Source organism: Syntrophomonas zehnderi OL-4, from assembly GCF_000983115.1.
Taxonomy (GTDB): domain Bacteria; phylum Bacillota; class Syntrophomonadia; order Syntrophomonadales; family Syntrophomonadaceae; genus Syntrophomonas_B; species Syntrophomonas_B zehnderi.
The window spans coordinates 42,443-55,985 of the sequence record NZ_CGIH01000018.1 but is presented as its reverse complement, the minus strand read 5'-3'; the positions used below and the strand labels follow the sequence as shown (position 1 = coordinate 55,985).

Annotated in this window: 13 protein-coding genes and 1 tRNA gene; 5 read left to right on the top strand and 9 right to left on the bottom strand. The window is 43.9% G+C overall.

The window, feature by feature from the left end:
- Positions 1–46: 46 nt before the first annotated feature.
- From AAV90_RS14880 to AAV90_RS04990, 5 genes are all read left to right on the top strand, one after another.
- Positions 47–160, top strand: a tRNA-Ser gene (locus AAV90_RS14880).
- A gap of 337 nt (positions 161–497) precedes the next feature.
- Positions 498–1,247 (top strand): NAD(+)--rifampin ADP-ribosyltransferase, encoded by a 750-nt coding sequence (gene arr, locus AAV90_RS05005; RefSeq protein ID WP_046495083.1) that lies wholly within the window; start codon positions 498–500, stop codon positions 1,245–1,247.
- A 686-nt stretch (positions 1,248–1,933) separates the two neighbouring features.
- The gene (locus AAV90_RS05000) at positions 1,934–3,496 is read left to right on the top strand and encodes a hypothetical protein (protein ID WP_157609459.1); all 1,563 of its coding nucleotides are present in this window, start codon (positions 1,934–1,936) and stop codon (positions 3,494–3,496) included.
- Positions 3,497–3,517: 21 nt separating this feature from the next.
- Positions 3,518–4,441 (top strand): DUF4238 domain-containing protein, encoded by a 924-nt coding sequence (locus tag AAV90_RS04995; protein ID WP_046495087.1) that lies wholly within the window; start codon positions 3,518–3,520, stop codon positions 4,439–4,441.
- An 87-nt stretch (positions 4,442–4,528) separates the two neighbouring features.
- A complete protein-coding gene (locus AAV90_RS04990; RefSeq protein WP_046495090.1) occupies positions 4,529–5,134 on the top strand; it encodes a hypothetical protein in 606 nt (201 codons plus the stop codon).
- An 87-nt stretch (positions 5,135–5,221) separates the two neighbouring features.
- On the opposite strand, the gene AAV90_RS04985 is transcribed toward AAV90_RS04990, so the two are convergent.
- From AAV90_RS04985 to AAV90_RS04950, 9 genes are all read right to left on the bottom strand, one after another.
- Positions 5,222–6,790, bottom strand: a complete 1,569-nt coding sequence (locus AAV90_RS04985; protein ID WP_046495092.1) for a recombinase family protein — start codon at positions 6,788–6,790, stop codon at positions 5,222–5,224.
- The gene (locus AAV90_RS04980) at positions 6,777–7,208 is read right to left on the bottom strand and encodes a serine integrase family protein (protein ID WP_046495094.1); all 432 of its coding nucleotides are present in this window, start codon (positions 7,206–7,208) and stop codon (positions 6,777–6,779) included. Before AAV90_RS04980 ends, AAV90_RS04985 begins: the two co-directional genes overlap by 14 nt.
- Positions 7,209–8,771, bottom strand: coding sequence for a recombinase family protein (locus AAV90_RS04975; protein WP_046495097.1), 1,563 nt, complete (start codon positions 8,769–8,771; stop codon positions 7,209–7,211).
- A 60-nt stretch (positions 8,772–8,831) separates the two neighbouring features.
- The gene (locus AAV90_RS04970) at positions 8,832–9,071 is read right to left on the bottom strand and encodes an SHOCT domain-containing protein (protein ID WP_479725399.1); all 240 of its coding nucleotides are present in this window, start codon (positions 9,069–9,071) and stop codon (positions 8,832–8,834) included.
- A gap of 105 nt (positions 9,072–9,176) precedes the next feature.
- On the bottom strand, positions 9,177–9,899 hold the full coding sequence (locus tag AAV90_RS04965; RefSeq protein ID WP_046495099.1) for an N-acetylmuramoyl-L-alanine amidase: 723 nt from the start codon (positions 9,897–9,899) through the stop codon (positions 9,177–9,179).
- A 70-nt stretch (positions 9,900–9,969) separates the two neighbouring features.
- On the bottom strand, positions 9,970–10,113 hold the full coding sequence (locus tag AAV90_RS14875) for a hypothetical protein (RefSeq protein ID WP_157609460.1): 144 nt from the start codon (positions 10,111–10,113) through the stop codon (positions 9,970–9,972).
- Complete coding sequence (locus tag AAV90_RS04960) at positions 10,106–10,549, bottom strand: phage holin family protein (RefSeq protein WP_046495101.1); 444 nt, start codon at positions 10,547–10,549, stop codon at positions 10,106–10,108. Before AAV90_RS04960 ends, AAV90_RS14875 begins: the two co-directional genes overlap by 8 nt.
- Before the next feature lie 113 nt (positions 10,550–10,662).
- Positions 10,663–13,017 carry a hypothetical protein gene (locus tag AAV90_RS04955; RefSeq protein ID WP_046495102.1) on the bottom strand — a complete coding sequence of 785 codons (2,355 nt, stop codon included), beginning with the start codon at positions 13,015–13,017 and terminating at the stop codon, positions 10,663–10,665.
- 13 nt (positions 13,018–13,030) lie between these two features.
- Positions 13,031–13,534: a hypothetical protein gene (locus AAV90_RS04950; protein WP_046495104.1), complete on the bottom strand. Its 504-nt coding sequence runs from the start codon at positions 13,532–13,534 to the stop codon at positions 13,031–13,033.
- Positions 13,535–13,543 lie beyond the last annotated feature (9 nt).

Genomic DNA, 13,543 nt, shown 5'->3' with positions numbered 1-13,543 from the left:
ACTTTTTTCGGCTTTGACAGACGGGTATTTATTATTGCTTACAAAAGCCGACGTTTAGGAGATATATTAGTATTTATTGATTTGCTTTTATTGCCTTTTATACCCCCATTATTGATTCGTAATCAGCAGGCCGGCGGTTCGAATCCGCCCATCGGCTCCACTTTAAAACAAGCAGCCGCACAAGTTTGCGCGGTGTCAAACCCGTCGATTTCGACGGGTTTCCCAATTTGCGAAATTTATTATACCTTATCAGGATTTTAGAATGCTGCTCGTTTTTTCTATTATTATCTAATTCGTTTATTCATCTGCCAAAGCGTTGAACTATTATTTGCATTTGCGGCAGGTTAACTAAATTATTGGGGAACTTTTCCAGCAGGTCACGTAAAAAGTATCTATCATAAGCCTCATGTCAACAAAAGGCAAGCCAATTGAGAAGATCTTTGCTAAGTCGATTTCCGGATAAAAACAACAATCAAGTAATATGGAGGTAAAAATAGATGGATATAAAATTTGATCCCAATAACGCTATTATTAAACTCTGCATGAGTGGGATGGGATTGGAGGACAGCGGAAACATTGAAGATGCAATCACGATGTTCCATAAAGCATGGTACGAAGCAACGGACGATTATGAAAGATTTATTGCAGCTTATCATATAGCTCGTCTACAAAAGAGTATAAAAGAAAAAATAAAATGGATGGAAACATCTCTACAGTGTGCACAAAAGATAAATGAGGTTAGTGTTAAAAGCGCATATCCAACGTTATATTTAAACGTTGCCAAATGTTATGAGGAGTTGGGTGATTCTGAGAATGCAAAAAGAAATTATGAATTGTCAAATTCAGCTAAAGGGACACCTTCTGATGTAGGGCCATTTTACCATGGGACAAAGGCAGATTTGAAAGTTGGTGATTTACTAACAGCGGGTGGAATTTCAAATTACAAACCCGGGCTTACAATGAACCATATTTATTTCACTGCTAATGTCAATGGTGCGGGAATTGCCGCAGCATTAGCAAAAGGAGAAGGAAGAGAACGCATTTATATAATAGAACCAACAGGTGAATTTGAAAACGATCCCAATGTTACTGACAAAAAATTCCCTGGTAACTTAACGCGTTCTTATCGAACGAAAGAACCTTTAAGAATTATTGGTGAAGAAACAGAGTGGACGAAACTGACAACTACTGAGCAACGAAATTGGCGTGAAAAAACAACTAAAAACAAAGGTGAAATTATTAACTAAACGAATTCATGGTGTGATGGTTAAAGGTCGATATATTCCGAGAACGAGCCATGTTGAGACGGTAGTTTTGATGTCAAGGGTGAAAGAGTGAGGGTGTGAAAAAGCCTTATAAATCAAGGCTTTTCGAACATATGGGCACTAAACCCATTGAGCGAAAACGAGATTTTTTCGCTTCGCGGGAACAAGTCCAGAAAGGCAGTATTTGATAGTTAAGTGGTCAGGTTAGATGTCAGTGCTCGGTGAGTGTACAGGTTAGATGTCAGCCTTCGCGAGTGGACGATTTAGATGTTTTTTCGGATTTTTTTTGAGGTTGTGTGGTCAGGTTGGATGTTAAAATGAAATCCGATACAGTTACTTTGTTATAGCAATTTGGCGAAATTATGCGTCTGAAAAAGTCAAACGTTTTTTAGGTAATAGCATCAAAAGATCAATAAACAAATAGCATGGGGGAAAGAGAGGCGAACAGTAGAATGCGTATATGTTTTTCAATGGACGGAATTAAGAATATGAATCATCTGTATACATGGACGGTGAAGCATTCCGAAGAATTTGGAGAATTCCGAGAAGAGAATTACCATGGTGATGTTTACTGCAAGACCGTTGTAGCGGACGTGCTTAAAGTCCTCACCCCATCAGAATGTGCAAATCAGAAATACCTTGGCTCTCGTGAGCGCATTGCAAATGAGATGTTCACACTCTCTTCAACAGTTGGTTTGGAATACAATGTCTCCTTCGCTATTAACACCTATAACGGTGAAGTGGCTCGTCTGGAAATCACCATCACGGCGCCAGAAACGGAGTGTTATGACAAACAGCTTGAAGATCTTAAAATTGCGCTGAAAAACCGACTTCTCGTTGATTGGCAAGTATGCACTTGGCTTGAGGATGAGCAATCGGCTATTCTGTGTAAAGAAGCCTTTGAGAAGGCATTCATAGTTGAAAATAACCTGAGGGCTTTCGCAAGCAAAGTACTTATTCACTTCCTTGGTGTTAACTGGATAAATAAAGCCGGATTAGAAAAAAATGCTGAATCGGTAAAGAATCTGACGGAAAAGTTCATCCAGCGTGTTCCAGAGTTTGACAACATCAACACGGATTTTCTCTCTATGACGCTTGAAACTTTGTTAGGGGTTATATTTGATGGTATTATATTCAAGGAGGATGTTATTCTGAGCCGAGAGGATTATACAAAGGTTCAGGAGCTGGGAGTCAAACAAAAAGTCGCAGGTAGTTTTATAGCTGATTACATTAAAGCTCGAAGAACTGTGGATAAAAAAATATGGGATGATCTTTTCGCCCCATACATTGATGATACAATTGCCTTCAAAACGGCAGCCCACGACTTCATTGAAGATCGGAATCATATTGCCCATAGTAAAGTGTTGTCATGGAGTTCCTATCAGATAATTCTTAAGGATTTTAAGGTATTTGACTCCCTCATCTTATCAGCTGATGCTAAGTTTGAGCTTGAAGAAACATCAGACGAAGTACTTCAAACATGGGAAGTGGAACATGAAGATGCTGAATACAAGCGCGAGTATTATCGTGATCGACTAGCGAGCGAAACCGGGATGGATATACTGGACGAAAAAGGAATCAAATACTGGTTTGATGAAGTTCTGCATGAACTTTTCGATGCCGTCTTTCAACGGTATCATTTAGATGTTTGTTATGAAATTTCCGATTTCACCACACCCACTGAGGGGGAGATCGTTTTCTCGATATCATGCCCGGCAGTGGAGGATGGCAGTGCAAGAATTGAAATTATAGCGGAGTATTCTATCGATGATGACCTCGGTGAAGACAGCACATGTTATATAGTTCTAAAAAACGGAACTGGAGAAGACGTCTGTAAGGCAGAAGTCCGTTTTCATAATGGAGATGGCTGTGAAGGTGAAGAATGCATTATGGTAGCCACCGATAGTTCTGAGTATGATACTTCAGAACTGGACGATTTTCGAGATGAATTGTTTGCTGCCATTGAGTCTTTGAATCCTTATCCAGCAAAGTTGGACGCGCTTGCATACGAAAACAAGGGTGCAGTACAGTTTGTCGCTGACTTTCCATGTGAGCAATGTGGAAAGTTTGGCGTATCCATCAATGAAACTTTCCTACCTATAAGTCGGTGCTGTTATTGTGGATATGAAAATGAACTGGTGAAATGTGAACGTTGCGGCGAATTGGTAGATGCGGATTCGGTTGAGCACGGATTCTGTCCCTCATGCGCCGCTTATATAGATAAACAGTGAGTAAAAAGGAGCAGAATTGAGGTGAAAAAGATCGGAAAAAACAAGCCTACCAGACAGCATCATGTTCCCAAGGTGTATTTGAGGAACTTCTGTGATTTACACGGTTGTATTGCAGTGATGGACAAGCGTGAACACCGGATATTTACGACTGGAGTTCGTGCTGTAGGTGTAGAAAATGATTTCTATACATTGGAAAAACTTGATGATCCCTATTGCTGGGAACGCGCCTATGCTTCTGGTATAGAGCCACTTATGGGGAAGCTTTTAACAAAGTTAATTTCTCAAACAAATATTTTAGTACAAAATGGAGCAACCGTTATAAGTCCCTCAGAAAAGGCACAGCTTGCGGTTATTATGGTTGTACAGCTACTTCGTGGAAAGCAAAGCCGAGAGTATGAGCAAAAGCTTTATGCAGATTATCTGCCGGAAGCTATAGATAAAGCTAAAACCTTGTTTGGGTCGCTTAACAATGAACAAAATAAGCTGCTTGAGGCATTCGCAAGTGATGAATATTACTTCAAGCGAACGGTTATGGACGTTACGCTAGATTCGGAGAGAATTGCAAAATATGCTGGAATTCTTTGCAACCGAGATATTCTTGTCTATCGAATACAAGGAAATATGGAATTCATAACCAGTGATAACCCGGTCATGTTCATCAATAGTATTACGAAAAACGCCCGTCCATTTACCAATGGCCTAATAAAGCCGACTACTATAGTTTATTATCCGATTTCGCCAAAGCTGCTCTTAAGTGCTGTCCATCCGTCAGCCTACTTTGGAGTACTTTCAAATCAGGATTGTCAACTAATTGATCTGGATGCGTGCAAAGAAATCGGTTTCATTACCTCAATAAACAAAAAACAGATTAGCCAGTGTTACCAACATGCATTCGCTCGCTCAGTCGGCATGATGAAACAATTCCAAGAACGAAAAGGAAAATGAAACCTTTAGGTTTCCCATTATGTTAAAGTTATGCTCTGGTAAAGGAACTCAAAGAGCAGACAAATAATCTGTAAAGGAGCTGAGACTATGCCGGTTGTACCCATTTACCTGAATATTGATGAAAAAACGTATGCTGGTGTCAAGGCAGGAGCATTGGAACTCTGCGGCATGGCAAAAAATATTAATAACAAACGGGTTGTCAAACACATCCCTGCGGTTGCTGATGCTGCTAAAGAAGGTGCAAGCAAAGCCATTGATTTCATCCGGGAGCATAAGAAAGGAACGTTCGTTGTTGGTGGAGTCCTGATTATAGGTGGAGCAGTAGTTGGTACAATCAGCTATGTATCCCATCGGAAGCAGCGTGAGCTCGAAAAGCAGTTCGGAGTAGCACTTCAAGACTATCTTGATGTAGCACGGGATGGAAAGCTTACCATAGAGGAGCTTAATGCTTTGATTGGAGCCATCGAGAAAATCGAAAAACATAATCCGAACAAGAGTATCGACCTTCACATACCAGCATCGCAACTCAGCGAGCTGATCCACTATATTTTTGACTACACTATCCGTTTGGCACAGGCCAACAGCTTCAATGTAAAGTTAATCAATCGTCCAAAGTCTTTCAAGGCCAAGACCGCAGACGACCTTAAATACTATCTGAACATACAAAAGGAAATCCTCCAACAGGCAGCGTGAAAGCTGTTAAGCTTCCCATTATGTTTATAATATAAAGTAAAGGTTAGCGTTCCACGTTACAATTTATTAAGGTTGATTATTGGCCTTTTATCCCTCCACATCCACCGTTAATCCAGACTTGAACTCCACGGTGAATTTGTCCTCGTAGATGGTGACCTTTTCAATCAGCCGCCGGATAAGCTGCTCGTCGTATTCGGCGAGGGCGGTGGATTGCTTCTTGAGGAATACGCTCATGTCAGTTATGCGCTTTTTGAGCTCATCTCGGTTAGCGCTTTCAAGAAGTAGCTTTTGCTTTTGGTCACGTAGTCGATGAATCTCATCGCCGACTTTATCATAATCGGCATTGGAGGTGGCAAGCTTCAGAAGTTCCGTTTGAAGTTCTTCCAGCCGCTTATCGATATCTGCCAAGACTTTGTCACCTTCACGAGTAATGATGGTGGCAATGTTATCCTGTAGAGTTGAGAAGAAAGAATCTTTATCGCAAAGTGCCTGATTGATAGCGGTGACAAGCACTTGCTCGATTGTGCTTTCCGGTACCGTGCGAGCATCGCAGAAAAGGCCGGTGTTTTCTAATCGGCTGACACAGCGCCAGACGATGGATTTCTTACCACGGTTGTTCCAGTGCACCCTGCGGAACACTTCACCGCAGTTGCCGCAGATGACTATCTGAGCAAAGCAGTGATTGCTGCTGAAGGTTCTGGTCTTTCCGTTCGGGCTGGTGTGGACGATACGGCGGCGAACAAGTTCCTCCTGCACCTGCATGAAAACTTCACGCGGGATGATGGCTTCGTGGCTATTTTCTACATAGTACTGCGGAACGATACCGTTGTTCTTGACCCGCTTTTTTGTTAGGAAGTCAACCGTATATGTTTTCTGTAAAAGAGCGTCGCCGATGTACTTTTCGTTTCGCAGGATCTGATTTATGTTGCTTGTATGCCAGCGTTCCCTGCCCGCACCGTTAAGGATACCGTCTGCTTCCAAACCGCGAGCGATTTTCAGCATACTGGCACCCTCAAGGTATTCTCGGTAAATGCGCTTGATGATTTCAGCTTCCTCGGGCACGACTACGAGACGCTTGTTTTCATCCTTTGTATAGCCGAGAAACCGAGCGCAGTTTACTTGAATTTCACCCTGTTGGTAGCGATATTGTAACCCCAGCTTTACGTTCTGGCTCAATGACTGACTTTCCTGTTGGGCGAGGGATGCCATAATCGTGAGCAGAACTTCGCCCTTGGAATCCATGGTGTTTATATTTTCTTTTTCAAAATATACGGGAATGTTTTTCTCCTTGAGCTGACGGATATATTTCAAACAGTCCAGTGTGTTTCGGGCAAATCGGCTGATGGACTTTGTAATAATCATATCGATATTACCAGCCATACACTCGTCAATCATCCGGTTGAATTCCTCACGCTTTTTGGTGTTGGTGCCCGAGATGCCGTCGTCCGCAAATATTCCCGCCAGCACCCAGTCAGGATGCCCTTGTATGTAGGCGGTGTAATGTTCAATCTGCGTTTCGTAACTGGTAGCCTGTTCATCGCTGTCTGTGGAAACACGGCAGTAAGCAGCAACGCGGAGTTTCGGTTTTTCCTCGTCCTTGCTCTTGCGAGTATGCTTTCTTGCCGGAATCACGGTGACATTTTTACTGACTGCCATTCTTGTTCACCTCCATTTCAATTAAACTGTAGGCGTATTCCGCCTGCCCGAAGGGGTCGTCGAGTTTCTCTGTTCCTTCTTTCATGCGAAAGATGGTAGGATAGACGACCTCTTTTTCTTGTTTAAACTTTTTGGTACGGCCGAGTCTTTCCGCCCGCATAATTCGTTCCGCCTCGGCAGTGTTGAAAGTGTCTTTGTCAATAATCGGCGGATAAAACTCATCACCGAAGTATCGGGTATTTCGTAGCATCCTGCCGATACCGGAATGGAAAGCTTTAATACCCGCTTTTTTTGCGGCCGTAGCTAACGAATCACCGGACAAATAAGAATCAAACAAGGTCTTAAGCTGTTCTGCAGCCTCTTTATCAATTACGGCTTTTCCGTTTTCAATACGGTAGCCGAATGGTGTATGACTCATTTACCTCACCAGCCTTTCTTTTAGAGTAATTCCGCATTTTAGTTCGAATCCGATTTCTTCACGAGAATAAACAAGAACTTTCTCCACATAACGTTTAAACAGTTCACCGTCAAAACCCGTTAGCATTGATGCTTTGGTAGCATACTGCAGCAAAGCGCTGACCTCACTTAGGTTTTGAAAGTCATTATTCAGGAATCGCGTTATGGATTCTTTTTGGCGGCGTAGCCGTTCTGCCTCTTGCAACAATTCGTTATTGCTCTTATTGTAAACGGCAGGCTCAAGATAGCCTTTGGTCATCAGCCCAACCAGGACATTTCGCTGTTCTGTGTTTTCTTCAAGCTTCTTGTCAAGCGCACGTATGTTTTCCAGTGTTTCATCGGAACTCATCCCACGCAGACTGACTAACAATGGTTTTAGAACAACTGCATGTCCGAAAATGAGCTTGTTCATCATGGTAACAAACGCATATTCAATAGCAGACTCCGGCACATACTTCATAGAGCATTTCTTGATGTTTGCGATATGAGTGGAGCAGCACCAAGCGATTCGATGTCTTCCGCTTGAGTGACTTCTGCGTTTAAATGTGCCACCGCACTGGCCACAGGTGATTTTGCCTGAAAAGGAATAACGGTTCTGATACTTTGTGTTTTGCTTTTCCAGCCCTTTTTCCTTAGCACGCTGATCAATAATATCCTGTGCGGTCTCAAAATCCTCATGACTGATAATCGGCTCGTGATGATTTCGAATTAGATATTGGTCTTTTTCTCCATTGTTGTTATGGCGGTTGAAGTACTCATCAGTATAGGTCTTTTGAAAAATGACATCACCTGTGTACTTTTCATTACTAACCATCCCGCGTATAGTCGTTGATGTCCAACGACCGCCTTTTTTGGTCGGTACCTTTCGTCTGTTCAACTCATTAGCAATTTTGTGGGTACCCTTGCCGGACAAAATCTCGGCAAAGATGAAGCGGACAATTTTAGCTTGAGACTTATTGATAACCATTTCTCCATCCACATTGTCGTAGCCGTAAGGCGGATAAGATATTTTATATGTACCATTTTGGAATCTGCGCTTAATCGACCATTTGTTGTTCTCGGAGATGGAGACCGATTCGCTTTCGGCCAGTCCAGACAGGATTGACAGCATGAGTTCGCTTTCCATTGACCCGGTGTTAATATTTTCTTTCTCAAAAAAAATGAAAACATCAAGGTCAAGTAGCTTTCTGACCAGTTCAAGACAATCGGTTGTATTTCGAGCAAATCTGCTGATAGACTTCGTTACAATGAGGTCTATTTTTCTGTCTTCACAGTCTGCAATCATTCGAAGCAATTCAGGCCGCTTTTCCTTTTTTGTTCCGGAGATGCCCTCATCATAATAGAGCCCGGCGAACTCCCACTCAGGATTTGCATTGACGTAGGATTCGTAATGCTTTATTTGAGCATCCAGACTTTCGAGTTGTTCATCACTGTCGGTAGATACACGGCAGTAGGCCGCAACCCGCAACTTAGTCTGTTCGGTTAAATTGGTCTTGTTTTGAGCAATTTTCGTTACCTTTTTCAAATTCTCACCTCCTTAGTCAGTGTGACATATTACCTCTGAAACGAAGTTATATCAACGATTTCAAGGCATAATCTCGGCTAATAGCGGCGAGAAAGTTTTGCGATTTAATTCGGTTATCTTGTTGAATTCCGACAAGGTAATTAAATCTTTCTCAAGCATAGAAGTGAGTATTTGCTGTGCTCTCACATAATCAACTTCGCGCTGCATTTGCTCATGCGGAGTAGCGTTCACTTCACCATCGATTTTCAGCCCTTCGCCAATAGGGCAACGCATTAACTCAAGTTTCTGTTCATTGAACATGAGAAACCACCTCCTCGCTATACGGAGAAAAGTGGAGCGTTTTATACACCTATAAATAAAAAAAGCCCGCAGAGTTTTTACACTCCGCGGGCTTGATAATAGTTATCACGAATATTTAATGAAAGCATCCTTAAATCCTGCCGCCTTAACCTTCTTGAGCATGGCGTCAGCATTTGCTTTGACAGAGTATGCACCGACTTGAACTCGGTACAGTTTCTTTGGATCGGTGGTGGTAGTCACTTCTGTTACCGATAGCAACTTTTTAACTTCGGCACGGAAAGTATCCATTGACTTCCTGTGTTTAGGAAACCAGTGCCCGGGGTCGGCATGGTTACTGGCGATACCACGCTTGTGCCCTTCGTAATGCCCAATGATCACGCCATCTGCCATTGGATCGAGCTTGTACTCTTTGCAGAGATAGGCGCATAATTCAGCTGCTTCTTTATATACAGCATTGAAGTAAGCAGCATCAGTCAAGCCATCTTCACAAATTTCAAAACTGATATGAGTATCGTTGACTGAGCCTTTTGAACCGGAGCCGCCATGCCAGCCTCGATAATTCCACGGCAAGGTCTGATATGTGGCGACTGTTCCGTTCGCCAGCTTTCCGATGAAGGCATGAACACAGACCTGCCGTCCTCCGGGCTTATCCTGATTCCAATGGTTATTGTACTGATTCTTACCAAGCAAACCGTCATCCGGGCCGACATAACGTTTCAGCCACGGATTATTTGCTCCAGTGGAATGCACCATAATTCCTTTAGGGATTATCGTTTTACCTGCTTTGTAGCAGGCGTTATTTGTAAGTATTAACTTGTGCAAATTCATTATGATCACCTCACAATTCAAGTGTTTATGTCTGTTGTAAGAGAAGTGGGATATAGATGGTAGGTAAACTTCAGATCGCAAAGTATATAGCAGTTAAGGCGGCTCCGGGGTATGTGCCATCCAGCAAGCTCGAAACATCAAACTCAAGATTACGAAAGTTGTGTTCGCCGCGTCTGCCGATAAACACTGTTGATGCTTTAGTTAAATCAATCATTTTCATCACCCGGCTTACGAGGTTCATCATCACGGCCATGCAGCTGTTTTAGAACCTCCTTGAATTTTTCGGGTATGGGAAGCCCGATATGGCTTGCATTCTCCAAAATGGAAACACCCTCATTGCTCAAGTAGAAGAAGATTACTGCAGTCCGAAGTACGCCACCATTGTCTCCAGCACTACCCAGTATCTGCGTATCAAGGATATGGGCTACACCCACCATTGCAAAAATAAGTACCTTTTTGAAGATGCCTTTTGCACCGATTTCACTGGATAGCTTTTTATCTACAATGGCACAGAGCACTCCGGTCACGTAATCTATGGCCACAAAGGCTATGAGCGCATAAAGGAATCCATCCAACCCACCGAGAAACCACCCAAGAAAAGCACCGACAGCGGCAATGGCTATCTGTATCCAATTCCATATCTCTTTCATTTGAAATACCTCCGTTTCATGAATTTTGGTGTATAATTGCTCAGCCAATTAAAATTATCTGAGCAATAAAAAGCGCTCCCGCATAATACGAGAGCGCCATAGATGAATTTTGTCTAAAGCATTAAGATTAAGTTCTGAATCTGTTGCATCACGTCCGCTCTTGGCCGTCCTGTTCCAATGGGTAGCCATGTTATGGGCGGGATATCAAAGGTCGTCGAGGAATCAAAGCTGTTGATTGTTGTAATAACAGATTCGATGGCTTTTCGAAGCTCCATGATATGGAACGGCCAGTTCTTAACCGCGGTTTTTCCGGCAATAATATCCTCACTCCAAGCTACCGGTGACAGGTTGTAATAGCTGCGTATCGTATTTACAGCGATTCGGAGCGTTTGAATATGTGTTGCCTTCACATGTGTGTCGTTCGCTGTGATCGTCTCAAATGGAGGCAGTATTACAGTAAAGCTCCGCACAACCTCCGGACTCGATGACCCGATATCGCTATCAAGGCAGCGGACGGTCACAGTATGGCTTCCTGCACTCAATGTTGTCGCTTGATACACCGTATTGACACCATTGCCCAGATAACCGCTTACGGAAAACATCTCAGGATTGTCTACGCTGTTAACCCAAGCCCCCGTATCGATTTTAACTTCCACAATCTGTGTCTGACCGTCCGGTTCAATTCCCGTAGTTATCATAAACCGTGGAGTGGTATTGTAACCGGAACTGCCGGATACCGGGCATACAATTACCGGAGCAGTCGGCGGACTGTTTTTCTTTACAGTGCCGCTTACTACATAACCAGAGACTGCATCCAGCGTATCGGTTACGCTGATGCGGTAGCGGGTATATGTTCCTGCTATCTGAGAAGCACTCGTTGTATATGTCCCAGAGGTGGCACTTGAAACGACGATTGTCAGAGCTTCGTATGCTGACCAGTTAATCCCGTCCGTTGAAGTTGATCGCTGAATGACATACTGCTTGATAGCGCTGGTTCCGGGTATCGTTCCGCTCCATGAAAGAGTAACAGTGGCAGATTCGTAGATGGCAGGAGTAGCGGTAAAAGAGGTAGGAGGTGTAGGCAGTGTATTTCTGCGGACAGTGTTGCTTGAAACAGTCCAGTCAGAGTAGAAATTTTCACCGGCTGCACCCCGAGTTTTTATCCGGAAACGGCGATAATTCCCTCGTGTTGACGGTGGGCTGACACTTAAGATGCTACTTGTTGCAGAGGTGCTTACTGTAGTCAGTGCTATCCAATCACCCCAGTTGCTGTTATCTGTTGAATCACAATACTGGATTTCATAGGATGTGATAGCATTTCCTGCACCGCCGGATGCTCCGCTCCAAGAGAGAGTAACATTTCCTTCGGATAACGTTGCGCTTACTGTGCAAACGGTCGGTGCACCACAAGCAGTGATATCGCAATAGATACTGTTACTGATCTTCTCCACCGAATAAACGTCAAATGTATCTATCGTCCAAATGCCAAATTGAGTATATGTTCCCGGAACCCTTGATACGTTTGGATTGTAACTGCCTCCGCTTGCCGCCAATTCCAGCGTGGTCAGTACATTCCATGCAGTCCATGTGCTGTTATCCGTTGATGTGCGTCTGGCAATCTGGTAGCCTTTGACCGGACTGGTGCCGCCCGACGCTCCACTCCAAGTCAGTGTAATGGTTTCATCGCTATATGCTGCAGGGGATGAAACAGCCGTCGTTGGTGCCTTCGGCGCTGTATTTCTTCTGACGGAGTTCGTTGATACTTTCCAGCCGGAATAATAACTTGCACCTGCTGTGCCACGAGTCCGTACTTGAAACCTACGGTAATTTCCTCTTGTTGATGGAGGTGATGTAGCCACGCTACCACTTGTTGCTGTGGTTGAAACTGTAGCCAGAGGCATCCATGCTCCCCATGTGAAGTTATCGGTGGATTCACTGTATTGAATCTCATAGCTGGAAATCGTGTTACTTATACCGCCGGATGCCCCGCTCCACGAAAGAGTAACCCCACCCTCTGCGAGTACGGGACTTACCGAACAAGAAGTTGGAGCACCACAGGCTGTTGTCAAGAGTGGTGAGCTTAAGACCGTATAGCTTGAGGTGTCGATGACCCCGGAAGTGAGGGTTAGTCTGCCGTCCGATACGACACGAAAGCGTACGCCTTGCTCAGTGTTTCCTGTAGTGGAAGGACAGGTCACAGAAACATATCTAAGTCTAGGTGTTGTTCCGTCCCAGTTATCTCCGTCTACCGCCTTGATGCGAACTTGAGATGAATACCCGTTTACAGTCATTGTACATAGCAGAGCATAACCATTATGAATGAAGGAGCCCGATGAACCTAAGGCAGCGGAAATGGTGAAGTTATAGGTCATCTGGTTATTGTTCGGGCGACTCTTGGTATAGGTAATAGTGTAGATAACAGTAGGAGCGGTGCCTGCTTGTAGAGTTACACCATTAATATCCGCCACGGTGATTCACCTCCTATTCATATACCGCCGAAACCAGCGAGTTTACCAAACCGCAAAGGTTGGTATTCATGCGAGTATCAGTAATGTTATTTGAAACTATCGATGTGGCTGCTGTCGGTACAAGCACGTCAGCGATTCCGAGTTCATAGATATCGCTGGTTCTTGTCAAGGCCGGAGCAACAGGTGTTGCAGCGGGTATCCCGTCGACAACAGCAATCTGAATGCTTCGGCTGATCTGACTTAATCGGACAACAATCCGATCAATACGAGGATTGCTTCCGTTTGCCGTTGTCAGCGGAATATTCAGGTCATCCGTATTCTCGTATCGGTACCCGTTAATCCATGCGCTTCCTGCTGCCACGCTCACAGCCAATCCATTTGCCGGCGTCACCTGCAAATTTGTTGCTGTCATATAAAAAACACCGTTGGAGACGAGGCTTCCGAAATATGCTGCAAAGTCCGCTGCGTTATAGACTCTATCTCCGTCAGTTGAGTTGAAAAAACCGCTTTTCTCCATACTGATTTC